This is a genomic window from Bacillus sp. FSL K6-2861, assembly GCF_038630725.1.
In the GTDB taxonomy this organism is placed as follows: domain Bacteria; phylum Bacillota; class Bacilli; order Bacillales; family Bacillaceae; genus Bacillus; species Bacillus velezensis.
The window spans coordinates 462,796-488,049 of record NZ_CP152037.1; the positions used below are offsets into that span (position 1 = coordinate 462,796).

At 47.8% G+C, this 25,254-nt stretch carries 22 protein-coding genes; 20 read left to right on the plus strand and 2 right to left on the minus strand.

Going from position 1 to position 25,254, the window contains the following annotated elements:
• Positions 1-5: 5 nt before the first annotated feature.
• The 3 genes from NYE62_RS02195 (at position 6) to NYE62_RS02205 (ending at position 1,872) form a co-directional block, all read left to right on the plus strand.
• On the plus strand, positions 6-755 hold the full coding sequence (locus NYE62_RS02195) for an IclR family transcriptional regulator (RefSeq protein ID WP_076425692.1): 750 nt from the start codon (positions 6-8) through the stop codon (positions 753-755).
• A 64-nt stretch (positions 756-819) separates the two neighbouring features.
• The gene (locus tag NYE62_RS02200; RefSeq protein ID WP_342497199.1) at positions 820-1,461 is read left to right on the plus strand and encodes a GDSL-type esterase/lipase family protein; all 642 of its coding nucleotides are present in this window, start codon (positions 820-822) and stop codon (positions 1,459-1,461) included.
• 165 nt (positions 1,462-1,626) lie between these two features.
• Complete coding sequence (locus NYE62_RS02205) at positions 1,627-1,872, plus strand: YczI family protein (RefSeq protein WP_003156283.1); 246 nt, start codon at positions 1,627-1,629, stop codon at positions 1,870-1,872.
• On the opposite strand, the gene NYE62_RS02210 is transcribed toward NYE62_RS02205, so the two are convergent.
• Positions 1,843-2,163, minus strand: a complete 321-nt coding sequence (locus tag NYE62_RS02210; RefSeq protein ID WP_144664510.1) for an antibiotic biosynthesis monooxygenase — start codon at positions 2,161-2,163, stop codon at positions 1,843-1,845. The genes NYE62_RS02205 and NYE62_RS02210 overlap by 30 nt on opposite strands.
• Positions 2,164-2,319: 156 nt before the next feature.
• Here NYE62_RS02210 and NYE62_RS02215 point away from each other — a divergent pair, with 156 nt between their 5' ends.
• From NYE62_RS02215 to NYE62_RS02260, 10 genes are all read left to right on the plus strand, one after another.
• Positions 2,320-4,323 (plus strand): penicillin-binding transpeptidase domain-containing protein, encoded by a 2,004-nt coding sequence (locus NYE62_RS02215; protein WP_025284246.1) that lies wholly within the window; start codon positions 2,320-2,322, stop codon positions 4,321-4,323.
• A gap of 113 nt (positions 4,324-4,436) precedes the next feature.
• Complete coding sequence (locus NYE62_RS02220; RefSeq protein ID WP_144664512.1) at positions 4,437-5,339, plus strand: aldo/keto reductase family oxidoreductase; 903 nt, start codon at positions 4,437-4,439, stop codon at positions 5,337-5,339.
• A gap of 299 nt (positions 5,340-5,638) precedes the next feature.
• Complete coding sequence (locus tag NYE62_RS02225) at positions 5,639-7,723, plus strand: transcription antiterminator (protein ID WP_265451323.1); 2,085 nt, start codon at positions 5,639-5,641, stop codon at positions 7,721-7,723.
• 222 nt (positions 7,724-7,945) lie between these two features.
• A complete protein-coding gene (locus tag NYE62_RS02230; RefSeq protein WP_039252750.1) occupies positions 7,946-9,460 on the plus strand; it encodes a class I adenylate-forming enzyme family protein in 1,515 nt (504 codons plus the stop codon).
• Between the two features lie 158 nt (positions 9,461-9,618).
• Positions 9,619-10,479, plus strand: a complete 861-nt coding sequence (locus tag NYE62_RS02235; RefSeq protein WP_265451324.1) for an SDR family oxidoreductase — start codon at positions 9,619-9,621, stop codon at positions 10,477-10,479.
• 12 nt (positions 10,480-10,491) lie between these two features.
• Positions 10,492-10,995 (plus strand): D-lyxose/D-mannose family sugar isomerase, encoded by a 504-nt coding sequence (locus tag NYE62_RS02240; protein ID WP_342497200.1) that lies wholly within the window; start codon positions 10,492-10,494, stop codon positions 10,993-10,995.
• 88 nt (positions 10,996-11,083) lie between these two features.
• A complete protein-coding gene (locus tag NYE62_RS02245) occupies positions 11,084-11,707 on the plus strand; it encodes a GNAT family protein (RefSeq protein WP_342497201.1) in 624 nt (207 codons plus the stop codon).
• Between the two features lie 6 nt (positions 11,708-11,713).
• On the plus strand, positions 11,714-12,136 hold the full coding sequence (locus NYE62_RS02250; protein ID WP_003156270.1) for a pyridoxamine 5'-phosphate oxidase family protein: 423 nt from the start codon (positions 11,714-11,716) through the stop codon (positions 12,134-12,136).
• Positions 12,137-12,633: 497 nt separating this feature from the next.
• Positions 12,634-13,443, plus strand: coding sequence for a lipid II flippase Amj family protein (locus NYE62_RS02255; protein WP_012116831.1), 810 nt, complete (start codon positions 12,634-12,636; stop codon positions 13,441-13,443).
• Positions 13,444-13,561: 118 nt separating this feature from the next.
• Positions 13,562-14,712, plus strand: a protein-coding gene (locus tag NYE62_RS02260; protein WP_342497024.1) for an IS3 family transposase whose coding sequence is annotated in 2 segments (ribosomal slippage) — positions 13,562-13,835 and positions 13,835-14,712 — 1,152 coding nt in all. Because the reading frame shifts where the segments join, the coding sequence is not laid out codon by codon here.
• 57 nt (positions 14,713-14,769) lie between these two features.
• Here the strand turns inward: NYE62_RS02260 and NYE62_RS02265 are convergent.
• Positions 14,770-15,060, minus strand: coding sequence for a DUF3817 domain-containing protein (locus NYE62_RS02265; protein WP_003156265.1), 291 nt, complete (start codon positions 15,058-15,060; stop codon positions 14,770-14,772).
• Positions 15,061-15,236: 176 nt separating this feature from the next.
• On the opposite strand from NYE62_RS02265, the gene NYE62_RS02270 reads away from it, so the two are divergent.
• The 7 genes from NYE62_RS02270 (at position 15,237) to NYE62_RS02300 (ending at position 25,152) form a co-directional block, all read left to right on the plus strand.
• Positions 15,237-15,671: an Lrp/AsnC family transcriptional regulator gene (locus tag NYE62_RS02270; RefSeq protein ID WP_094032328.1), complete on the plus strand. Its 435-nt coding sequence runs from the start codon at positions 15,237-15,239 to the stop codon at positions 15,669-15,671.
• 63 nt (positions 15,672-15,734) lie between these two features.
• On the plus strand, positions 15,735-17,921 hold the full coding sequence (locus NYE62_RS02275; RefSeq protein WP_094032335.1) for a DNA topoisomerase III: 2,187 nt from the start codon (positions 15,735-15,737) through the stop codon (positions 17,919-17,921).
• 233 nt (positions 17,922-18,154) lie between these two features.
• A complete protein-coding gene (locus NYE62_RS02280) occupies positions 18,155-19,240 on the plus strand; it encodes a lipoprotein YdaJ (protein ID WP_199022349.1) in 1,086 nt (361 codons plus the stop codon).
• Positions 19,221-20,069, plus strand: coding sequence for a diguanylate cyclase (locus tag NYE62_RS02285; protein WP_032866907.1), 849 nt, complete (start codon positions 19,221-19,223; stop codon positions 20,067-20,069). The genes NYE62_RS02280 and NYE62_RS02285 overlap by 20 nt, the downstream gene beginning before the upstream one ends.
• A complete protein-coding gene (locus NYE62_RS02290; RefSeq protein ID WP_342497202.1) occupies positions 20,059-21,786 on the plus strand; it encodes a DUF2334 domain-containing protein in 1,728 nt (575 codons plus the stop codon). Before NYE62_RS02285 ends, NYE62_RS02290 begins: the two co-directional genes overlap by 11 nt.
• Entirely contained in the window at positions 21,779-23,041 is a 1,263-nt protein-coding gene (locus NYE62_RS02295) for a glycosyltransferase (RefSeq protein WP_342497203.1), read from the plus strand. The genes NYE62_RS02290 and NYE62_RS02295 overlap by 8 nt, the downstream gene beginning before the upstream one ends.
• Positions 23,042-23,046: 5 nt before the next feature.
• Complete coding sequence (locus NYE62_RS02300) at positions 23,047-25,152, plus strand: cellulose biosynthesis cyclic di-GMP-binding regulatory protein BcsB (RefSeq protein WP_265451278.1); 2,106 nt, start codon at positions 23,047-23,049, stop codon at positions 25,150-25,152.
• Positions 25,153-25,254 lie beyond the last annotated feature (102 nt).

Below are 25,254 nucleotides of genomic sequence, written 5' to 3' on the forward strand. Positions count from 1 at the left end.
AGACCATGGAAAACAAAAACAAAACCGTCATCAAATCAATGGAACTGCTTCATTTATTTCTGACTGAACCGAGCCTGAGCTTAAATGAGCTGGTTTCTCTATCGGAAATGCCGAAGACCTCGGTTCACCGGATGGCAAGCTCACTGGAGGAAACGGGATTTCTCACCCGGGCAGCGGACGGCCGTTATCAGCTTGGTCTGATCTTTTTACAATTCGGCCAGCTCGTCTCTGAACGTCTGGACATCAGGAAAATAGCCAAACCGATTATGGAAGAGCTGTGCGGCGAAGTGGATGAGGCCGTTCAGCTGATCATGAGGGACGGAGATGAAGCCATTTACGTCGAAAAAATTGAAGGCACTCAAACCGTCCGCCTGTATACGGCAATCGGCCGCCGGTCGCCGCTGTACGCGGGAGCGTGCGCCAGAAGCATTCTATCGTTTCTGCCAAAAGAGGAGATTGACACATACATTCAGAAGACAAAGCTTGCCGCAATCGCCTCAGGCACGATGACGGATCGGGCTGAACTGCTTCACTCCATTGAAAGATCCTTACAATCAGGTTATACGATCAGCTATTCGGAATTAGAAGATTACACGGCGGCGATCGGGGCGCCGATTTTCAACCACGAAGGTAAGGTGGCTGCCGGAATCAGCATCGCCGGCTTCGAAGCCCGGTTTTCAGAGGACAGGCTGCCGTATTTAACCGAAAAGGTCAAAACTGCTGCACAGCATATTTCTGAGAAATTGGGTTATTGACCGAGCCAATTTTTCTTCACTCGCGTACATTACAATATCGATAGTAACGAGTGGAGGAAAGTAAATGGGACTTGTTTATACGGCGCTGGGGGATTCTTTGACGACGGGGAGGGGATCCGGGCCGTTTTCCGCCGGTTTTGTCCAGCGGTTCGGGCGTATGATGGCAGAAGATTTACAGACAAGAACCGACGTATCCATCTTTGCCAAATCAGGCCTTGAGACGGGAGAAATTCTCGGGCTTATGTCCTTGCCGTACATTCAGAGGCGGATTCAGGCTGCTGATATGATTACGATTACAGGCTGCGGCAACGATTTGATCGATTCGGTTCAGGCATATCAGCAAACATCGGACGCTTCGGTGTTCACCGGCGTGTCCGGTCACTGCCATGAGAACTTTGAAAAGATGATTGCCAAGATCGCCGCCTTAAAAGGGCCGCACCCGTCTCCTTATGAGATCCGCGTCTTCAATTTATACAATCCTTTCCCGGGAATCTCCATTGCAGAAAAATGGATATCCTCTTATAATGCGCACCTCAGCACACTCGCATCGGCGCCGTACGTCAAAATCGCCGACGTCCACAGCGCTTTCAAAGGAAAAATGAATGAATATCTCTCTCATGACCGCGTACACCCCAAGAGCAAGGGATATGAAGTCATGGCATGCGTCCTGCGGGGGCTCGGATACGGAAGCCTCGCCCGCTCATAACCGCGCGCTCCTTTTCATCGGGAGCGCGCTTTTCGTGCTCCTTAAAACAAACTTAAAATTGTCCGACTTTCGTTCTATCCGCGCAAAAAATACGCTAGAATAATGGGGGATAAAGACAGAAATAGAATTGTGTTCAAAAAATGATAACAGAAAGGATGGATTGCTTTGCTGCGCGCCTTAAAACTGTCACTCGCGATGCTGATTATTATACTTGCGGCCGCCGCATTTACGTATGCGGAACATACCTCTGTCATACAGCCGGTTATGCTCGTGTTTCTCGGTGCGGTCATGTTCATTCAGGGGCTGGAGGAAAAACGGAAAGAAAACGACGGCTCCGGGAAATTCAATATCTATACCGCCGTTTTTGTATGGTCGATCTCCTTAATCGGTTTTACGCTTCACGCGATCTGAGTCTGATAGATCCTGAAAATGCTCCACAACGGGAAATGGTGAATAAAAACGGTGCAGTAAGGCTTTCCATTCCTGATATTCCGGCGATCCGCGAAAGCCTTTTGTATGATCTTCTAATGTCTCCCATTCCACAAGCAGCAAATATTTATGCGTCTTTTCCATACATTTGGACAAGGAATGGGACAGATAACCTTTCATGCCCTTGATAATCGGCTCCGCCCGGCGGAATGCCTCTTCGAATTCCCCCTCAAGACCTTCTTTTACATACAGCATGGCTGCTTCTCTGATCATCTGAAATTCCCCCTTTTTTTAATAGATACATTGTATAAGAATATGGCCCGTGACGGCAGGAAAAACAAAAAAATTTTAAACAATATGAGAAAAAAATCCTTGCCAGCCTGATTTGGTTTAGGAGAAAATAACAGTTGGAAGGCAGGGGAATAGACAGTGAAAAAAGGGTTATACCTATTACTTTTACTCGCAGGAATCATAGGTTTGATCGGCTGCTCGAAAACGGAATCGGCCGAAGACAGAATGAAAGATTTCGTAAAAGACTGGAACGGCGGTCACTACGATAAGATGTACCAAAGCCTCACCCAGGATGAAAAGAAAAAACGATCCAAAAAGGATTTTGTAAAGCGATATGAAACCGTTTATGAACAAGCAGGGGTCAAAAATCTGAAAGTCACTGCCGAAAAACAGGACGAAGACGACAAGAAAAAAGATGACCTCCAGCACATCGATTATAAAGTCAGCATGGATACAAAAGCAGGGAAGGTCGCTTTTGAAAATACGGCCGTCCTGAAAAAAGAAAAAACAGACGATGGAGAATCATGGAACATCGACTGGAATCCTTCTTTTATTTTCAAACAGCTTTCCGATGACAAAACCGTGCAGATCGCAAATGAAGAACCGAAGCGCGGACAAATTTACGACAAAGACGGAAAAGGTCTCGCCGTGAATACCGAGGTGCCGGAAATCGGCATTATCCCTGGAAAACTCGGCAAGGATAAAGACAGCGTGATCAAAAAACTGTCTGAAAAACTGGACCTTTCTGAAGACGATATCAAAAGCAAACTGAACCAGGGCTGGGTAAAAGACGACTCCTATGTCCCGCTTCAAAAAATCAGACCGGATGATGAAAGCAAGGTCAAAAGCCTGCTCGCATTAGACGGCGTGACGAAAACGAAAGTCAGCTCCCGCTACTATCCGTACGGCGAAAAAGCAGCCCATCTGACCGGCTATATTAAAACCATCACAGCGGAGCAGCTGAAAAAAGCGAAAGACGGCCAATACAGCGATACTTCCAAAATCGGCATCGCCGGCCTTGAGAATGTATATGAAGACAAGCTGCGCGGCACGACCGGCTGGAAAATTTACGTCCCGCAAACAGGTGAGGTCATTGCTGAAAAGAAAGCCGAAAGCGGACAGGATATTCATGTAACGATTGACATGAAAACGCAGACGAAGCTGTATGATTCTATGAAAGATGACAGCGGAGCGGCAGTCGCCCTCGAACCGCAAACGGGAGAGACACTCGCGCTCGTCAGCGCACCGTCTTATGACCCGAACGGCTTTATTTTCGGCTGGGGCGGGAAAGAATGGAAAAAACTAAATGAAGATAAAAACAATCCGTTTTCAGCGAAATTCAACAAACTTTATGCGCCGGGATCAACGATTAAACCGATTGCCGCGGCAGTCGGCCTGACAAACGGCACATTGAAAGCGTCAGAAAAGAAAAAAATCACCGGAAAAGAGTGGCAGAAAGATTCAAGCTGGGGCGGTTACCATGTCACACGCGTATCAGAGCGCCTGAATGAAGTGGATCTCGAAAACGCGCTGATCACATCTGACAACATCTACTTTGCGCAAAATGCCATAGATGCCGGAGCGGACGCGTTTACAAAAGGATTAAAAACATTTGGGTTTGATGAAGAGATTCCGTACCAATTTCCGATTGAAAAGTCTTCAATCGCTAACGGCAAGCTTGATTCCGAGATCCTTCTCGGAGATACGGGCTACGGCCAGGGGCAGATGCTGATGTCTCCGCTGCACTTAGCGGCTGACTATACCGCATTTGTAACAGACGGAAATCTCGTCAAACCGACATTGATCAAAGACGGAGAAAAAACACCGCAAATCTGGCATAAGCAAGTGGTATCGAAAGCCAATGCCGAAGAAATCACAAAAGGGCTGAGAGGCGTCGTTGAAGATCCGCGCGGCTCTGCATATCAGCCGGCCGTAAGCGGCATTACCGTAGCCGGAAAAACCGGTACAGCCGAGCTGAAAACGTCTAAAGAAGATAAAGACGGCAAAGAAAACGGCTGGTTTGTCGGTTACGATTATAAAAAGAAAGACCTCTTGATCGCGATGATGATTCAAGACGTCAAAAAACGCGGCGGAAGCCATTACGTCGTTGAAAAAGCGAAAAAGCAGTTTCAGAATCATTAAATGACGATTTTCGCGGGCTGAAAGGAAAATCGGCCGCCGAAGCAGAATGAAACAGCATGGGCAATTCCTGAAAACAGAGATACAAGAGGCTCTAAGAAAAAGGGGGATTTCACATGCAGCGCATTCAATTGGCTGAAGACCTGGAATTTTCAAGAGTGATACACGGGCTTTGGCGTCTGAACGAATGGAATGTTTCAGACGGAGAGCTGCTGAATTTGATTGAATGGTGTATCAGCCAAGGCATCACCACCTTCGACCATGCCGATATATATGGCGGTTATACGTGTGAAAAGCTGTTCGGCGGCGCTTTGTCCCTTTCGCCTTCAATAAGGGAGCGAATCGAAATCGTCACAAAATGCGGGATTGTCATTGAATCACCGGAACGGCCCGGAAACAAGTCGCATCATTATAATACGTCGAAGTCTCACATTTTAGCGTCGGCGGAGCAGTCGCTCTTGAATCTGAATACGGATTATCTGGATGTGCTGCTCATTCACAGACCGGACCCGCTTATGGAACCAGAGGCGGTGGCTGAAGCGTTTCATGCGCTGAAAAGCTCGGGAAAGGTCAGATATTTCGGAGTATCGAACTTTAAAGCGCACCAGTACAGAATGCTCGAATCCTATTTGGATGATCCGCTCATCACAAACCAAATTGAAATCTCGGCGTACGAGCTGGAAAATATTCATGACGGCACGCTGGATTTCTGTCAGGAAAAACGCATTCCGCCGATGGCGTGGTCACCGCTTGCGGGCGGGAGCGTCTTTACCGGACAATCAGATAAGGACGTCCGTATCCGTGCCGCGCTTCGTTCCGTACAGGAAGAAATCGGTGCCGCTTCCATTGACGAAGTCATGTACGCATGGCTGTTCACCCACCCGGCAGACATCATGCCGATTGTCGGCAGCGGAAAAGAGAACCGCATTTCCGCCGCGGTGCGTGCATCCGCGTACAAAATCAGCCATGATCAGTGGTTCCGGATTTATACCGGTGTCCAAGGCTGCGATATTCCATAAACAGAACAAACGCCCGGAAGCTATCTTCCGGGCGTTTGTTTATGTGGTGTGCAATGTCTAAAAACAAGTAAGGTCACTTTGAAGTATAGCCGTGCGGATCAAGAGTAACAAGCGTCATGGCATATTATCTGACACATTTTTCTTTTTCAATACTGTCACACGGCCCAGTGCCAAATTGCCATTTGAAAATGGTTGAATAATCATTGAAAGCGTTTTATATTATAACTTACACCACTTTCCCCGGCAGCACTCCCCATATGCCATACTTCTCACAACTAGAAAATCTGGAGGCGCGTTTCATGTATATGACAGCGAGAGAACAAAAATTAATGAAACATCTATTACTGCAGAACCGGTACGATACAGTGCATGAACTGGCGGAAGCTTTACAAGTCAGCACAAGAACCGTTCACCGCGAGTTAAAAACAATCAAACCGATAATGGAATCATTCGGTCTGGCACTTGATAAACAGCCCGGCAAAGGACTGAAAGCGGTAGGAAACCCGGAGGACAAACAAAAACTCCTGTCAGACCTGTCTTATGAACAGCATGAATACAGCGCTGAGGAGCGGAAACTTTTAATTCTATGTTCACTATTAGAGTCTCAAGAGCCGATCAAGCTCTACAGTCTGGCGAACGAACTGCAAGTGACAAACGCGACGATCAGCTATGACCTGGATGAGCTGGAGACTTGGATTGCGCCCTTCGGCTTGACGCTGATCCGAAAAAGGGGCTTCGGCATTCAGCTGACGGGGCCGGAAAATGCGAAACGGAAAATCGTCGGCAATCTCATCGTCAACCGCCTTGATATTCAAAGCTTTTTGGAAGCGGTTGAATTGAATATTAAAGGAAAACCGGACGATGCTGAAAAAATGTTCGGCGTCGTAAATAAAGCGGAACTTTTGAAAATGGACCGGCTCTTAATTCAGCTCAAGGAAAAAATCGCGATCGCCTTATCTGACAGCTCATACATGGCGCTTGCGGTTCATTTAACCTTTGCGATGGACCGGATCAGGCTCGGAGAAACCATCACGATGGAGGCTTCGGAACTAAAAGCGCTGCAGCAGACGAAGGAGTACGGCTCTGCGCTGGAAATGGCAAAAGAGCTTGAAAAAGCGTTCGGTGTTTCAATTCCGGAAGCTGAGATCGGATATATCACCATTCATTTGCGGAGCGCCAACCGCAAATACAAAACGGAATTCAAACCGGAAGACATAGAGGTTGAAACGGCCTTGCAAACGAAGCAGCTGATCGGCTTCATTTCTGAAAAAATTAAAATTGATCTGACGGAAAACGGTTCTTTATACGACGGTTTAATCGCCCATCTGGAGCCTGCGATCAACCGGGTAAAAGAAAATATCGACATGTACAACCCGATGACCGAGCAAATTAAACGCGACTACTTCCTGCTGTACATGGCCGTAGAAGAAGGAATGGAAAAATTCTTTCCGGGGCTTCTTTTCTCTGATAATGAGATCGCTTTCATCGTTCTTCACTTCGGCTCTGCTTTGGAAATCAAACGGGAAGAAGCGAAGATCAAAGCGCTGATCGTCTGTTCAAGCGGCATCGGGTCGTCCAAAATGCTCGCATCCAGGCTGAAAAAAGAGCTTTCGGAAATCCGTTCCTTTGATATGTCTTCCCTCATCGAACTGAAGGATCGAGACATCACCGCGTATGACATGATCGTATCCACCGTTCCGATCCCGTATGAAAACATTGATTACGTCATGGTCAGTCCGCTTTTAAACGAAGAAGACGCTGATCAGGTCAAGCAGTACATCAAAAGAAAAATTCCGCTGATTCTTGACAAAAAAAGAAACGGTAAAAGAGAGGAGAAGCAGCCGGAGACGCCTGATATGCTGGAAGCGGCCGGCCGTATGGCGCATTACGCGGCGGTTATCCAAAGCGTGCTGCGGAACTTTTCGATCAAATCCATTGATTCAAACACGGCGTATGAGCTGTTTTTGAACCGTATGTTTGACATGCTGGAGCAAGAAGGATTGGTTCATAATGCCCAAAAAACCGCACAGCGCCTTGCTGAGCGTGAACGACAGGGCGGACTCGGCATTCCGGGAACGGCGATGGCGCTGTACCATCTCAAAAATGAAGAAATTGTCACGCCTTTTTTCAAAATTTATGATTTGACAGCTCCATGCAGTGTCAAAGGCATGGACGGAAATTCCCTGACCGTCGACCGCGGTTTGGTGATGATGGCGCCGGCTGATATGCCCGCTGAAGGATCGGAAATACTAAGTGCGGTCAGCTCGGCCATCATCGAGTCCGAAGACAGTATAAAAGCCTTCCAGACTGAGGATGAGGCCGATTTATACAAACGTTTAAACAAGCTGTTTTATCATTTCATTCAGGAGAAAGGACAGCGGTAAACAGGAAGCGCACACCTCATGTGGGGTGTGTTTTTTTGTGCATGTATGAGGGTAAGGGGAAGGGAAGAAACTAAAAACACGGGACTATTGTATCATTCACTGATGGAATAGTTCTAAAACAAAATAGTTTTACAAGTTATATTTTTTGGTTTAAAATGGGTTGCGTGAGAAAGAAAATCTGACAGAGTTTTTTTGTGATTTATCATTATGGGAGATGAAAATATGGAGACATTACAGCATCTGATTCTGCATGACATTTCAAATAGCGAAGAGATCGAAGCTGTAAAAAGCGGTGCGTATACCCTGACCTACGCGGAATATCGAAAACGAATCAACCAGCTTGCACAAGCGCTTCTTGATAAAGGAATAAAAAAAGGCGACAGAGTGGCGATGCTTTGCAAAAACGGCCACGCGGCATCCATTGTCATGTTTGCGGCACTCGAAATCGGCGCGGTGGTTGTGCCCGTCAGCTGGCAATTAACACCTTACGAAATGAAAGGCATTTTAGCAGCCTGTGAACCGAAAGCTGTTTTTTACGGCACTGAATTTAAAGAGATCATGGAAGAAGTGCTTCCTGCGCTGGTATCTTCTCTTAAACTGAAGGTCGAGACCGGAACAGCTGCGGAGACAACGCCTCAGTTTGACGCTTTATTGACAGGCTCCGGTGATACACCGGATGTCGAAACGGTGTCTGAAAACGATACGGCATTGCTGATGTTTACCTCAGGTACAACCGGCAATCCGAAACGCTGCATGATCACTCACGGCGGTATATACAACTACGTAAACGCGACATTGGCATACACGGGGAGAATGCAGCATGTCCGCTTCTTAGCATGCCATCCGAATTACCATACGAGCGCGATTATCTGCCAGATGGTCGGCACGATGAGCGGAACGACATTCATTATGACAGACAATCAGGACCCTGTGGAAAACCTGAAGCTCATCGAAAAAGAAAAAATTCAAACCATCATGGCGCTGCCAGTCTATTTCACATACCTGCTGAAAGCATGGGAAACGCATCAGACTGACATGTCTTCTATCGTTTATATGATGACGGGAGGCACAAAGGTGCCAAGCAGCCTGATCCAGCAGTATCTCGATATCGGCATTCCGCTCATGCACGGATACGGAAGCACGGAAGCGTGGGGCATCAGCTCTTGGAATCCGCAAATGGGAATGGATAAAGCCGCTTCCGCGGGTAAACCGATGGAAGAAGTGGACGTCCGCGTTGTAGATCCGGAAACAGGTGAATTCCTTCCGCAAGGCTCAATCGGAGAAGTCGTTGTGACAAGTCCGTTTTTATTCAAAGGCTACGAAGGTAACGAAGAAGCGACACGAAAAGTGCTGAAAGACGGCTGGTTCCATACCGGCGATTCCGGATATGTGGATGAAGACGGATTTATCTTTATCACCGGACGTTACAAAGATGTCATCATCTACGGCGGCGACAATATTTATCCCGACCAGATTGAAGAGGTCATTCAGCAAGTGCCGGGCATTCTCGAAACGGCGGTTGTCGGTATCCCTGATCCGCTCTACGGCGAAAAGCCGAAAGCGTTCATCGTGACAAACGGCAGAGAAGGCCTGACAGAAGAAGAAGTGACCCGATTCCTTCAAGAACGTCTTGCCGCCTTTAAAATTCCGGAAATTGAGTTCGTCAGCGAACTTCCGAAAAACAACCTTGGAAAAGTGAGAAAAGACGTGCTCCGCAAACAAGCGGTCCGTTCATAATTGAAAACAAAAACCCGGCTGCCAGCCGGGTTTTTTTCTTGCGTTCCATGTGAAACATTTTTCTCCGAAAACGTTTTGAACTGTCTCATTCATGTTTATCCAAAAGACAGCCGAGGTAGACAAGAAATATGACATCGAACTAGAAGGAGGAACTTGACATGGAAAACTATCCGAAGGAATTCCCGGCGGAATCACAAAACCGCCAGCCGGGCATTGAAAGCGAAATGAATCCGGCGCCTGTTTATGAATACAAAGAATATAAAGGCGCTGATAAATTAAAAGGGAAAACCGCACTTATCACAGGGGGCGACAGCGGTATCGGACGCGCCGTAGCGGTTGCTTACGCGAAGGAAGGCGCAAATGTCGCGATCGTCTATTTTGATGAACACAGTGATGCGGAAGATACAAAAAAACGAGTGGAAGAAGAAGGCGTAAAATGTCTGTTAATCCCCGGCGATGTCGGTGAGGAAGACTTTTGCAATGAAGCGGTTGAAAAAACGGTTGAAGAATTCGGGCGTCTTGATATTCTCGTGAATAACGCCGCGGAACAGCATCCGAAAGAAAGCATTAAAGACATCACAAGCGAGCAGCTTCACAGAACCTTTAAAACAAACTTTTACTCACAATTTTATTTGACTAAAAAAGCGATTGATTACATGAAGCCGGGCAGCGCGATCATCAATACGACATCCATTAATCCTTACACAGGCAATCCGCAGCTGATTGACTACACGGCTACGAAAGGCGCGATTAACGGTTTTACGAGATCCATGGCGCAAGCGCTCGTCAACGACGGTATCCGTGTCAACGCCGTGGCGCCGGGGCCGATCTGGACACCGCTTATTCCGGCGACATTCTCAGAAGAAACAGTCGCTTCCTTCGGTCAGACTACGCCGATGGGCCGGGCAGGCCAGCCTGTTGAACATGTCGGCTGCTATGTGCTCTTGGCCTCAGACGAATCATCTTATATGACCGGACAGACGCTGCATGTCAACGGCGGCAAATTTGTAACCACATAAGGGGGCTGAAGCATGACGATATCGAAACATGATGTGAATGCATACTATCAAAAAGCGGGAATCGTTCTGACTGATAATGAAGTCGAAGACATTCAAATCATGGATTACGGCTTAGGCAAGCTTGAGGAAACCGGGCTTCAGCTGTTTATTTACGTGAATACCGACCGCTACTGTTCGAAAGAATTGGTGCTCTTCCCGCGCCAGACGTGTCCGGAACACCGCCATCCGCCGGTGGGCGGCGAGAAGGGAAAACAAGAGACATTCCGCTGCCGCTGGGGGAAGGTGTATCTCTACGTGGAAGGCGAAAAGACAGAGAACCCAAGCGTCCTCCCGCCGGAAGAAGACAAGGAATACTACACCGTTTGGCATGAGGTTGTGCTTGAGCCGGGCGGACAATACACCATTCCGCCGGATACGAAGCATTGGTTTCAAGCGGGAGAAGAAGGGGCGGTCGTCACGGAAATGTCATCGACAAGCACGGATGATCACGACATTTTCACCGACCCGCGCATTTAAGGATGAGGCTGCACGCCTCATCTTTTTTTTGTATGGAAAAAAATGAATTTACCTGTATAATGGCTAATAAAGGAAAGAAGGTGCGGTCGTGTTTTCCTGTCAAATCCGGGAACATCTGACGATCAGATTGCTTGCCAAAGAAGATACGGACGAATTGTATTCTGTTATGAAGCGAAATCAAAACCATCTCAGCGAATGGCTCAGCTGGGCGGAAGAACTGGCTGATATCGATACGTACCGCGATGTGATCATCCCCGAATGGCGCTATAAATACGCGGAAGAGAATGGGTTTGACGCCGGAATTTTTGTGAAGGGCCGGTTTTGCGGCATGATCAGCATCCATAATGTCGATACAGCCAATCAAAAAGCAGAGATCGGCTACTGGCTGGATCGAGAGCATGAAGGGTTCGGCATTATCACCGCAAGCTGCCGGGCGGTCATCACCCATGTATTTCAGGATCTCGGCCTGAACCGTATTATGATCAGCGCGGCTGAAAAAAACACGAAAAGCAGGGCGGTGGCGGAACGGCTCGGATTTCAGAAAGAAGGACTGACGAGAGAAGGCATTTTCGTACAGGGCGCCTATCATGACACGGTGAACTACAGCATGCTGAAGCGGGAATGGAGCGAAGATCGGCAGAAGAGCACATTTCTTGGTTTAAATGTCTCCCCAATGTGGAAAAGTAAAAGCGGAGACGTTAAAAAGGAGTGATTCTTCATGAATCAAAATGAAATCAAAGAAAAAGTGCTTGAAGTACTGGATCATCATAAAGTCGGTTCGCTTGCGACGGTAGAGCAAGGCAAACCGCATTCACGCTACATGACATTTTTCCATGACGGCTTAACGATTTACACGCCGACGAGCAAAGACACTCATAAAGCGGAAGAAATTGAAAACAATCCGAATGTTCATATTCTGTTAGGGTATGACTGTGAAGGATTCGGTGACGCTTATGTGGAAGTGGCCGGAACCGCCAAACTGAACAACTCAGCCGATTTAAAAGAAAAGCTGTGGGATCCGAAACTGGAACGCTGGTTTGACGGAAAAGACGATCCGAACCTGGTGATTCTTGAAATTGAACCGAAGCAGATCAAGCTCATGAACGCGGGTGAAAAAACGCCGGCCGAGCTGGAACTTTAATAAATCATTTGATTATTCAGGGGCAATCTGTTATACTTAATTGCTAAGTGACAACATGCAAATAAAAAAGAAAGTAAACTTCTTTTTTCTGTTTTGATATAGAAGCTTCAGGCTTCAACGGACAGCTTGAAAAAAAGCTGAGCTTATTCTTTTCCTTCTGACATTCGCCCCTAACGAAGAGATGGAAAAAAGACTTTTTGTTTTACAATTCACACCGGCGCGGCTTCGGAGCCGCAGTGACGATTGAGAGGTAGGGCTTTCGTTGTCTTGTGTTCAAGAACTTCCATGGTGTTTACTTTCGAAGAATGATTCTGTCGGAACTGTTAATACGAATCACCCGCGGGCTAAGGCGGGCAACCATATATTATTTATTTGCGTAAGAAAAGAATAAGACAAAACCGCGCCGGACATCCGGGCGGTTTTTTTATGTAAACGGCCGAAACCTCGCCGCAGTCTGCAGAGTCTAATCAGTAGAAAAGATTTGGAGGAATCATACATTGCACGTTATTACTTCACAAGTACTGTTTATCTTCTGTTTTCTGCTGCTGATACATTCGATTGAAACGCTTGCCTATGCAACACGGCTTTCCGGCGCGAGAGTCGGTTTTATCGCGTCCGCGCTGTCATTATTTAATGTCATGGTCATCGTGTCGCGCATGTCAAACATGGTTCAGCAGCCGTTTACCGGACATCTGATTGATGCCGCCGGATCAAACGCCCTGTCTCTTGTGGGCGCCCAGTTTCGATTTTTAATATTCGGCTCCACGGTCGGAACGATGCTCGGCATCTGTCTTTTGCCGACATTCGTCGCGTTATTCTCCAGGGCGATTATACACTTGGCGGACGGAGGAGGCTCCGTCATGCAGGTATTTAAAAAAGGATTTTCACTGAACGGGCTGAAGCATGCGCGTTCTTATATCAGACTGCCGTCAGTCTCCTATTTAAAAGGGCTTCAATTCCGAATGATTCCGAAACGCTTGTTTGTCATTAATATGGTCATTACGTCTATTTACACGATCGGTGTTCTGTCCGCTCTGTACGCCGGCCTTCTGGCGCCTGAGCACAGCACGACCGCCGTGATGGCATCAGGCTTAATCAACGGAGTTGCGACTATGCTGCTGGCTGTGTTTGTTGACCCGAAAGTCTCCGTACTGGCAGACGATGTGGCGAAGGGCAAGCGCAGCTACGTCTCCTTAAAATGGACATCATTGACGATGGTCACATCAAGGGTCGCTGGTACGCTTCTCGCCCAGCTCGTATTCATCCCCGGCGCTTATTATATCGCCTGGGTGACGAAATGGATGTAACGCATGAAAAAAGCTCCTCTGCAGGGGACTGACCCCATAATATGAGACAAACAAAAAACACCTTCAAGTTTGAAAACGGATCGTTGTTATCCGAAATTAGACTTGGAGGTGTTTTTCTATGAGGGCAAGAGTGAGTTATCCGGTTGAAGTCAAACAGAAGGCTGTAGAAATGAGATTGGCGGGCGTGCCTGTGAAGGAGATCATGCAGGAATTGAATATAAAGAATAAGACGCAGGTGCAGACATGGGTCAGGTGGTATAAAGCTGGGGACACACATCGATTCGAACAACCTGTCGGAAAGCAATATTCTTATGGAAAAGGTCCAGAGTATTCTTCCGAATTAGAGAAACTGCAGGCAGAAAATCGTTATCTGAGACAACAGAATGAAGTGTTAAAAAAGTACAACGAATTGGAAAGGAAGCTGATAGCGAAACGCCAGTCGAGCTTGTAGAAGCATTGCGCGGCACAATGACCATACAGGATATCTGTATTCATTTAGGTATCTCACGAGCATCTTATTATCGTTGGAAGAAGAATCTGATGAAAGATAACCCTAAATACCATTTAGAAAAACAAATCGGCACGTTGTGCCGAGAACACAAGTATCGATATGGCTATCGGAAAATCACAGCCATATTAAAAAAGGGAATGCGTATTAATCATAAAACGGTTCAGCGCATTATGAAGAAAAATCAGTGGCAATGCCGGGTTAAGGTGAAAAAGCGCAAGAAGAATGGGCAGCCATATGCCGTGGCCGAGAATATATTAGATCGGAACTTTCAGTCTGATCGCCCTCTGGAAAAGCTAGTAACGGATATCACATATTTGCCTTATGGGCAGAAACAATTGTATCTTTCCAGTATATTGGATTTATACAATGGAGAAGTGATTGCTTTTACGATTGGCGATAGACAGGACACAGATTTTGTCTTACACACACTTGATCAGCTGCCCGTACTGCCAGAGAACTGCGTGTTACATAGTGACCAAGGTTCTGTTTATACATCTTATGAGTATCAGAAAGCTGTTAAAACAAAAGGCATTACCATGAGCATGTCCCGCAAAGGGACACCCGCTGATAATGCCTCCATCGAATCGTTTCATTCCTCACTAAAGTCTGAAACGTTCTACCTCGACAGGTTGGAAAGCACTACGACGACCATCGTAGAGCAAACTGTCGAAACCTATATATACTATTATAACAACATTCGTATTCAAACGAAACTAAACAACCAGCCGCCGGTCACATACCGACAGCTGGCTGCTTAAAGGTGTTTTGATCCCTGTCTCAAAAACGGGGGTCAGTCCCGCAGAAGAGGAGCTTTTTTATTGATAATTTCTCAGGCCGCGATCATAAATAAAATTACCGAACGGAATAAAGGCCGCGATAAAACCGGCGGCTGACCATTTCACATGCCATTTGACAGTAAACGCCGCATACGCCAGCACCGCCAGATAAATGATAAACAAACCGCCGTGAATGGAACCGGCAATGGTGACGGCGAGCGGATGATGAGCCCAATACTTCAGCGGCATCGCGATAAACAGCAGCACCAAAAGCGACATTCCTTCAATAAACCCCATCGTGCGAAGTCTGCCGATAGGCGTGTGTAACATACAGCTCCCTCCTGTCGGACATCTTTTTTCCTCTATACTATAAGCAAAGGGCAGTCCTAATATGACCATTTCGCGTCTGTTCCTGAAAAAACCTTCATGATTTCAGCCTGTTGTTCTTGTCATTTTTCGGATTTCTCTTGATAATATAGCCAAAAGGGTAAGGAAGGACTACAGTCATGAAACTAGATAATGTGGATCTGAGCATCATCAAAGAGCTCCAAAGGGACAGCCGCCTGTCCATGCGGGAACTGGGCAGAAAAATCAAATTGTCAGCTCCGTCCGTCACAGAGCGTGTCAGACAGCTTGAATCCTTCGGCGTCATTAAGCGCTATACATTGGACATTGATCAAAAAAAGATCGGGCTTCCTGTTTCCTGCATTGTCGAAGCGACAGTGAAAAACGGAAAATACGATCAATTTAAAACCTACATTCAATCCATTCCCAACATTGAATTTTGTTTTCGGGTCGCCGGGGCGGCGTGTTATATGCTGAAGATGAACGCGGACAGTCTGGAAACGATCGAACACTTCATCAACCGCACCTCTCCGTATGCCCAAACCGTGACCCACGTCATTTTCTCAGAAATTGACACAAAAAACGTCCTCAATTAGAGAGAGCGTGAGGAAGTCTGTTATAATAACAGGATGAGTGTGAAAGAAAGAGAAGTGAAAAGCATGTCAAAAACAGTTGTATTAGCTGAAAAACCTTCAGTCGGCCGGGACTTGGCCCGCGTTCTGAAGTGTCATAAAAAAGGAAACGGATATCTTGAAGGCGACCGCTACATCGTCACATGGGCGCTCGGGCATCTGGTAACGCTCGCTGACCCTGAAGGATACGGCAAAGAATTTCAATCATGGCGGCTTGAGGATCTGCCGATTATTCCGGAGCCTTTAAAGCTCGTCGTCATTAAAAAAACAGGAAAACAGTTCAATGCGGTCAAAGCTCAGCTTGTCCGGAAAGACGTCACCCAGATCGTAATCGCTACAGACGCAGGACGGGAAGGGGAGCTTGTGGCCCGCTGGATTATCGAAAAGGCAAACGTCCGCAAACCGATTAAGCGGCTGTGGATTTCCTCTGTGACGGATAAGGCGATTAAAGAAGGATTTCAAAAGCTCCGCAGCGGCAAAGAGTACGAAAACCTGTATCATTCCGCCGTTGCCAGAGCGGAAGCGGATTGGATCGTCGGCATCAACGCGACCCGCGCCCTGACGACGAAATTTAACGCACAGCTGTCATGCGGACGCGTCCAGACTCCGACATTGGCGATGATCGCCAAGCGTGAAGCGGACATTCAGGCGTTCAAACCCGTTCCTTATTACGGTCTCCGCGCGGCGGCTGATCAGATGACGCTGACATGGCAGGATAAAAAAACAAAGCAGACAAGAACATTCGATCAGACGGTGACCGGCCGTTTGGTAAAAGATCTCCAAGGAAAGCCGGCAGTCATTTCAGAATTGAAAAAAACGGCGAAGAAAAGCTTCGCTCCCGGTCTTTACGACTTGACGGAATTGCAGCGGGACGCTCATAAGCGCTTCGGTTTCTCCGCAAAAGAGACGCTGTCCGTGCTTCAAAAGCTGTATGAACAGCATAAGCTTGTCACTTACCCGCGGACGGATTCCAGATTCCTTTCCGCAGACCTCGTGCCGACTTTAAAAGACCGTTTAAACGGCATGGAAGTTAAGCCGTACGCACAGTACGTCAATCAAATACTGAAGCGGGGCGTCAAAGCGCATAAAGGATTTGTCAATGATGCGAAAGTATCGGATCACCATGCCATCATTCCGACAGAGGAGCCGCTGATCCTTTCAAGCCTCAGCGACAAAGAACGAAAGCTTTACGACCTGATTGCCAAACGTTTTCTCGCCGTGTTAATGCCGGCGTTCGAATACGAAGAAACAAAGGTCACAGCCGATATCGGCGGCGAAACATTTACCGCAAAAGGGAAAACGGTTCAATCGCCTGGCTGGAAAGCCGTGTATGATATGTACGAGGATGACGACGATCATGAGGAAGACAAAGACCAGACCCTCCCGGATCTTCAGCAGGGTCAGCGCCTCACTGTCTCATCACTGAAAGAAACGAGCGGACAGACGAAACCGCCGGCGCGCTTTAATGAAGGCACGCTGTTATCCGCGATGGAGAACCCAAGCGCCTTTATGCAGGGAGAAGAGAAGAACCTTGTGAAAACATTGGGTGAAACCGGCGGACTCGGAACAGTGGCCACCCGCGCTGATATTATTGAAAAACTGTTCAACAGTTTCTTGATCGAGAAAAAAGAAAAAGATATTTTCATTACGTCAAAAGGGAAGCAGCTCTTACAGCTCGTCCCGGAAGATTTAAAATCACCGGCCTTAACCGCTGAGTGGGAGCAAAAGCTCTCCGCCATCGCAGCGGGCAAACTGAAATCCGCCGTGTTCATTAAAGACATGAAAACATATGCGGGCAAAACGGTGAAGGAAATCAAAAACAGCAGCCAAACCTTCAGACATGACAACATTTCAGGCACCGCCTGCCCTGATTGCGGCAAGATGATGCTTAAAGTCAACGGCAAACGCGGCACGATGCTCGTATGTCAGGATCGTGAGTGCGGCAGCCGGAAAACGCTGGCAAGAAAAACAAACGCCCGCTGTCCGAACTGTCATAAGAAAATGGAGCTTCGCGGCCAGGGCGAAGGCCAAACCTTCGCATGTGTATGCGGCCACCGGGAGAAACTGTCCGTCTTTGAAAAGCGCAAGGCGAAAGATAAATCCGGACGCGCATCCAAGCGGGACATCAACTCTTATATGAAAAGCCAAAACAAAGAGGAGCCGATGAACAACGCGCTGGCAGAACAGCTGAAAAAACTCGGCCTGGATAAATAGATCAGAGAAAGGCAGCATTTGTAAAGAAATGCTGCCTTTTGTTGTGTTTTTAACTGTAATGGGAATACGATCCAGACGAAGAGGGAAAAGGTGAGCAGACGGCGCTCCCATTTAAAATTTCCCAATGTGAAAAAATGCTAGTATTCTTTTATCGTTTCCTATATAGTAAAAATACTTTGTGAAAAAATAAGATATGGGTCTAAAAAAGGATTTATAAAATAGGAGGATGGACTGTGAAGCAATTCGTTTTTCGTCTGATGATCCTTTTGATTTCGATCGTTCTGACGGCGGGGTGCGCGGAGGCCGGCACTAAAAAACAGGCGGCAGCCGAACCGTCCGTGCCGCTTCAGCCCGCAGAGCATTTTATTTATCATAAATTGATGAACGGGCGGGGGATGATCCGGACGAACATAACCGGTGAGCCGGAATATTTATCAGAGTCTCTCGGACTATGGATGGCATTTTTGCTGAACAGGAAAGATGAACGGCAGTTTCAAGCGCAATATCAGCTTCTCACCGATTCGTTTCTGACGAAAAACGAGCTCGTGTCGTGGAAGATTGACGGGAATAAAGCGAGCGGCACCAATGCCTTAATTGACGATTTCAGAATCATGAACTGTCTGAATGAGGCCGGAACCCTATGGGGAAACAGTGAATACGGGAAAACAGCGGTGCAGATCGGGAAGGCGCTGGAAAAATACAATACGAATGACGGGTATTTTACGGATTATTATGATGCCGTTTCAAATGCCGCATCAAAGACCGTGACGTTGTCCTATGTCGACCCCGGCGCCTTACAGATGCTCAGAGAACAGGGGATTATCGATGAGAAAACGGAAAACCGGAACCTTGATGTTCTCAATCTTGCGCCCCTGAAAAATGGTTTTCTGCCGAAGTCGTTCAATACCGAAACAAAGGAATACAAATATGACAGCGAAGTGAATGTCATCGACCAGCTGTATGCCGCCGTGAATCTGAAGCGGGGCGATGGCAAAGCCGCTGTGCTGTCGAAATGGATGATAAAGGAATTTAAGTCGCGCGGACAGCTGTACGGACGATACAGCGCAGACACGAAGGAGCCGGCGGTTCAATACGAATCACCGTCCGTTTACGCCCTGGCCGTTCTTTTTTTAGCAGAACAAAAAGCTGATCCGGCTGTCATCAAGCCGCTTTATGAAAGAATGACTTCATTTGAAACACTGGACACGCTGAAACCTGATTACGGCGGCTATATGAGCGGGGGCGATACACATTCTTTCGATAACCTGCTGCCTCTTCTGGCTGAAAGGAAATTGTTTAATGAAAATATCATTCAATGAATCACAAAAACTGTGCAGCTACACAGCAGTTATGCTGGTGCTGCTGTCTTTTTTTATTTACTATGCGTCTCAGCAATCCGCAGGGCTTCTGATAACCTGCATCACATTGCTTGTCACGGGAGCCGGCATATGGTTCGGGGCAATCTACGCGCTCGTCATTACCTTACTCGTCTTATTTGTTCTCGGCAGCCTGCTCCTGTGGTTTCAGACCGGGAGCTTTATGGCGTCTGCCGGTGCCGAAAGTCTGCAGGTGCTGGTCATTTGGGGGATTGCGCTGCTGCTCTTTTCTTACATAGCGGGAAGGATTCACGAGTTGGCGAAGGGGCTTGAGCGCTCAGTGAAACAGCTGCGTGAAGAGATTACGAGCTTTGTCGCCGTCGACAGGGTGACCGGCTTTGACAACCATCTGCGGATGAAGCTGGAGCTTTCTGAGGAAATCAAGCGGGCGGAACGCTACGGCAATTCCTTCGTCTTTTTGCTGCTGCACATGCATTATTTCAAGGAATTCAAATCCCTCTACGGAGAAAAAGAGACCGACCGCCTGCTGGCATTTATCAGCCGCCAAATCCGGTCAAGCGTTCGGGAAACAGACAAAAAATTCAGGCCGTCCGCCGAACGATTCGGCATCGTGCTGACCCATACGCCTGAAGAACACATGCCGGCCGTTCTGTCGAAGCTGAAAAAGGAATTGGATACGTACCGGCTGCAAAACGGTAAATACGTCTCCATCACCTTCCGTGTATGTTACTTGGCGTACCGAAAGGATTTACAAACGGCCGAGCAATTTTTAAATGAACTGGAAAACGAGATGATGATGAATGAACTCTAAATGGATACGTCTCTTACTCTCGGCGCTCTTCATGATTTCGGCGGTTTATGTTCCCCTTACGGCGGAAGCAAAAGACAAAAAGGACGGCATTCTCATTATTTATACAAGCACGGACGGCAAAGAAACCGCTGAGGTCAAAATGCTTGATCTGACCGCGGGCCATTTCTCATCCGCCGTCACCGTGAAAAGCGACGGAGACATCACAGCCGCGGACCTCAAAAAGAATCGGCGGGTCATCTATTACGGCGTCACGAAAAAAAAGCTCAGCACATCATTTGTGTCTCTGATCAGCAGCATGCCGCAGCAGCTTATCACCATCGGCTATAACGCCGGACAGTTCCGCCAATTTGCGGGTTTGTCCCTGACAGAGAAAGAAACGGTATACCGCATTTACGGCAAAGAAGAAAAAACAGACATGCCGCTTGAAAAAGGGATGTCCGTGCTCGGCGTATCGGGAGTAAAAGGAAAGTCCCTTTATACATACCGGTCCGGTGACGGCAGCACCCGCCCTTTTATGTGGAAAACGGCGCGCTCTGACTATTATTTCGGTGTGACGAGCCTGTTAAATGATTCGTTTCTGACGGCGAAAGCGCTGCGCAACGCATTCGGAGAATCAGCGGGCGGCACCCTCCTTTATTTACGGCTTGAAGACATCAGTCCGATGTCAGATGAAACATTGCTTTACGAAGCGGGCGCTTACCTGCATAAAAGACACATTCCGTTTATTCTGGCGGTCATTCCGGTCTATCTCAATCCGGAAAACGGAGAAAAAGTATACCTGGCGGACAAGCCGAAAATGGTCAGCGTCCTGAAAAAACTTCAGCAAATGGGCGGCAGCATCATTATTCACGGCTACACGCACGCATACCGATACAGCGAAACGGGAGAAGGCTTTGAATTTTGGGATGCCAAAGCGGATCAGCCGATTACGTCAGAAAATGCGGATGATACTCCGGTCAAGCTTGAAAAGGAACAGGATTTTCCGAATGAAAAAGCGTACCGGGCGTATGTGAAGCCTTTCCGTGAAAAAGAAAACATCTACACGAGAACGAAGCTGGAGCAGGCGATTGACGATCTGACAGAGCTCGGCCTTTACCCGCTGTCATTCGAAGCGCCGCACTATACGATGTCTGAAGAAGGCTACAAAATCGCATCTTCTTATTTCTCCAGCATTTTCGGACAAGTGCAGCTCAGCGGCACGACGTGGAAAACCTCGGGCGCCCCTCTGTTCGTCTCAAAGCCGGCTATGCTGGACGGGATGACGCTGTATCCTGAAACAATCGGTTATGCCGATAACTCAAAGGAAAATCCGCTCGGAGATATGGAGAATCATATTTCGCAGATGATTGATTTCGGCGGCGGAGTGGCGGGCGGTTTCTACCATCCGTATCTCGGCATGAAATACCTCCCCGAGCTCGTCAAGCAGATGGAGCGGATTCCCGGCGGCGAGTGGCTCGATCTGAAGAAAACGAAGCAAACGGTAACGTCGGACAGCGTCAGCATCAAAACGGACGGAGACGGAACCATTCATGTGGAAAACAAGATTCATCCGATAACGGCCTTTTTCAATCACCATCAGCAGACGCCTCTGGAAAAAGCGCTTTGGGTTCTCTCCGGCGTGGTGTTATTGTTTATCATCATGTTCGCCTGCTACGTCCTTTATTTGCGCGCCACATTAAAAAAACGAATCTTTAAGGAGAGAAGGAGCCTTGAGTAACATTCTGTTTTTTATCTCATTAAGTTTAATATGGGTGATGCTTCTCTATCACATGTTTCTGATGCAGGGCGGATTCAGGCATTATATGACCTTCGAACGGGACATTCCGAAATGGCGCGCAAAGATGGGGGAGCTCCCGAAGGTCAGCGTGCTCATTCCCGCGCATAACGAGGAGGTCGTCATCAGGCAGACGCTGAAGGCGATGGTGAATCTGTATTATCCGAAAGACAGGCTTGAGATCATCGTCGTTAATGATAATTCCTCCGACCGGACGGGAGACATCGTCAATGAATTTTCCCGTCAGTATGACTTCATTAAAATGGTCATCACAAAGCCCCCGAACGCCGGAAAAGGAAAATCTTCGGCGCTGAACTCAGGGTTCGCGGAATCGAACGGAGACGTGATTTGCGTGTATGATGCGGACAACACGCCGGAAAAAATGGCGGTGTACTACCTGGTTCTCGGTCTGATGAATGATGAGAAGGCGGGAGCGGTTGTCGGGAAATTCCGTGTCATCAACGCGGCCAAAACGATCCTGACGAAGTTTATCAATATTGAAACCATCTGCTTTCAGTGGATGGCGCAGGGCGGCAGATGGAAATGGTTCAAAATCGCCACCATCCCGGGGACGAACTTCGCGATCAGACGGAGCATTATCGAACAGCTCGGCGGCTGGGATGATAAGGCGCTGGCGGAGGATACCGAGCTGACCATCCGCGTGTATAATCTCGGTTATCACATCCGCTTTTTCCCGGCGGCTGTGACATGGGAGCAGGAGCCTGAGACATGGAAGGTCTGGTGGCGTCAGCGGACAAGATGGGCGCGCGGCAACCAATACGTGGTTCTCAAGTTTTTATCCCAATTTTTCAAGCTGAAACGCAAGCGGATCATCTTCGATCTGTTTTATTTCTTTTTTACATATTTTTTGTTTTTCTTCGGTGTGATCATGTCAAACACGATTTTTATCATCAATCTTTTTTACGACCTGCATCTGGCTGTCGGGTTTTTGGCAATGATTTTGTGGATACTGGCCTTTTTCCTGTTTATGACTGAGGTCATGATTACTTTAAGCATTGAAAAAACAGAAATGAACAAACAAAACTTCTTTATCGTATTTCTGATGTACTTTACTTACTCCCAGGCTTGGATCGTGCTCGTCATCTGGTCATTATTCATAGAGATCAAGCACCGCTTGTTCAAGCAGGAAGTCAAGTGGTACAAAACGGAGCGATACAATCAAAATAAAAGCGGGTGACCTTTTTGAAAAAAGCGATCATATTGATAACTGGCCTTTTGCTATTGATGTATAACGGGCAGGCGGCCGCGGCCCGGGAACTGAAAACGGACGGTTCCGCCCTCGGAACAAGCGCCGGCGCAAAAGAGCAGCAGGCGCTGACTGGCGATCTGATGACACTGTACGGGGCGAAAGACAGCGCAGAGCTGACCTATCAGATTCCTGCGGGAGCTTCGAATGCCGATCAGTCGCTTCTGATTGATTACGAGGCGTCAAACTTATTAATTGCCCCGTCTTCTTTAACCATCGCCATTGATGATGAACCCGTCAAATCCATAAAGCTTGACGGCAGTTCCAAGCGGAAAACGGTGAAGCTCAATCTCAGCAAAAGCCAATCCGCCCAAGGCTATCACAACGTATCATTGCAATTTTACGGCGTATTAAAAGAGGGCGTCTGCGTCAGGCAGGATACGTCAGGCAACTGGATAAAAATTTATCCGGACAGCCGCCTTGTGCTTTCAGAAGCAAGCAAGTCAAAGGGAGCGGATCTCGGCCATTTCCCGTATCCGTTTGCCCAATCAGGCAATACGGGTGAAGAAACCGATATTATTCTTCCTGACAAACCGACCTCGGCGGAAGCTGAAGCCGCAGTAAAAACAGAAGCATTTCTGAAAACGGCAGACAGCAGGCTGAAGGTATCCTATGTAAAAGAATCCGACGCCGGCAAAATCAGCAATCCGTCAATTGTCATCGGCGCTGATCAGCATTGGAACGGGAAAATAAAAGAGCTTTTCGAACGCGGGAACATCAAAGCGAAAGGAAACAGACTTCTTCTCGCTGAACGGGTTCTGACATCAGGGGACAAACGGCAGCCCGTCCTGTTTGTCACGGCGCAATCAGACAAAACGCTGGCGGATAAAATCCGCGTCATCACAGACAGCGCTTATTCAAGCCAGCTGGGCGGAGATACTTTGACAATCGGCCGCCTTCAGCCCGCTGCGGAAAAGACAGGCAATAAACTGACACTAGAGGACTTCGGCGCGGGAAATGTAACGGTTGGATCAAACAAAACGGCGTCAGAGCACTTCTTTTACCCTGCGGCGGCCGCTGTTGATAAAGACGGTAAGGTCAAGCTTTCACTTACGTTAAAAACGTCGGAATCGATCCGGACGAAGGCGGATTCAGCAAATGACGCCGAGAGAGCGGAGCTGAACGTCATGGTCAACGGACAGCCGAATGCGGTGCGTCTTGATGATCTCGGCAATCAAGATAAAGACGGCTTTTACCACGTCTCAATCCCGATTGATCCCAAGCTTTTGCGAAGCAGCAGGTACATTGATCTGCAATTTGTCACATCAGGTTTGAAACATAACAATCCGTGTATCGACCGTGACGAAAACAAATGGGTCTATATTGATAAAAGCAGCACGCTGACGTATCCGGTAAGCGATGCGGCGCAGAAAGCTGATTTCGGGCAATGGCCGCTCCCGTTTGCGGGCGGCGGGAAAGAGAAAACAGTGATCGTCATCCCGGATGGCGTAAACATGCAGACACTGAAAGAGCTTTCTCTGGTGGCGGATTCATTCGGAAACGGCTTTACCGTAAAGACGGCATCAGACATGAAGGAAGCGGATGCCAAAGGCCGGAATGTTGTGTTTATCGGAGGCCTGCCGCAAATCCCGCTTTTAAAGTCAAACGCCTCTAAGCTTCTCGTGCCGTCAGACCGCAGCGGCGCGTACGATGTTTCTTCGTTTCAGATGCTGAATGAGACGACGAAACAAGTCGCGTTTACCCAGGAATCACCTTGGGACTCCGGCCGGAGCATCGCTGTTTTTGCTCCGTTATCAGGAAGCGGCGCGTCTGTCACAAAAGAGCTGATCAGCTTTTTAGACAGCACAAGCGATGCCGCAACCGTCATTAACGAAACAGCCGGCCGGCAGCTGTTTTCGAATCATCAGCAAATCAAGTCCGATGACAGCAGTCCGGCGGCTGATACGAAGAGCCCGTCCGCAGCACTGAACGTTACGTATATTGCTGTTTTCGCGGCACTTATGATCATTGCGGCCGGTCTGATCTGGCTGACGGCAAGAAGGAAAAAAAGAAAAGCGGATCATGAAAAAAGCGAAGAGTAATGAAGGAAAAAGAGGCCGTTCACAGGCCTCTTTTTTTGTATTTTTATTTCCATTTTTGGCGGTGATTTTTTTATTTTTGAAACAGCATAAAAGCCCCTTTAC

Coding starts and splice junctions, on each gene's coding strand:
- NYE62_RS02195 (WP_076425692.1), top strand. CDS start 6: ATGGAAAACAAAAACAAAACCGTCATCAAATCAATGGAACTGCTTCAT.
- NYE62_RS02200 (WP_342497199.1), top strand. CDS start 820: ATGGGACTTGTTTATACGGCGCTGGGGGATTCTTTGACGACGGGGAGG.
- NYE62_RS02210 (WP_144664510.1), bottom strand. CDS start 2,163: ATGATCAGAGAAGCAGCCATGCTGTATGTAAAAGAAGGTCTTGAGGGG.
- NYE62_RS02220 (WP_144664512.1), top strand. CDS start 4,437: ATGCAGCGCATTCAATTGGCTGAAGACCTGGAATTTTCAAGAGTGATA.
- NYE62_RS02225 (WP_265451323.1), top strand. CDS start 5,639: ATGTATATGACAGCGAGAGAACAAAAATTAATGAAACATCTATTACTG.
- NYE62_RS02230 (WP_039252750.1), top strand. CDS start 7,946: ATGGAGACATTACAGCATCTGATTCTGCATGACATTTCAAATAGCGAA.
- NYE62_RS02235 (WP_265451324.1), top strand. CDS start 9,619: ATGGAAAACTATCCGAAGGAATTCCCGGCGGAATCACAAAACCGCCAG.
- NYE62_RS02240 (WP_342497200.1), top strand. CDS start 10,492: ATGACGATATCGAAACATGATGTGAATGCATACTATCAAAAAGCGGGA.
- NYE62_RS02250 (WP_003156270.1), top strand. CDS start 11,714: ATGAATCAAAATGAAATCAAAGAAAAAGTGCTTGAAGTACTGGATCAT.
- NYE62_RS02265 (WP_003156265.1), bottom strand. CDS start 15,060: ATGTTACACACGCCTATCGGCAGACTTCGCACGATGGGGTTTATTGAA.
- NYE62_RS02270 (WP_094032328.1), top strand. CDS start 15,237: ATGAAACTAGATAATGTGGATCTGAGCATCATCAAAGAGCTCCAAAGG.
- NYE62_RS02275 (WP_094032335.1), top strand. CDS start 15,735: ATGTCAAAAACAGTTGTATTAGCTGAAAAACCTTCAGTCGGCCGGGAC.
- NYE62_RS02285 (WP_032866907.1), top strand. CDS start 19,221: ATGAAAATATCATTCAATGAATCACAAAAACTGTGCAGCTACACAGCA.
- NYE62_RS02290 (WP_342497202.1), top strand. CDS start 20,059: ATGAACTCTAAATGGATACGTCTCTTACTCTCGGCGCTCTTCATGATT.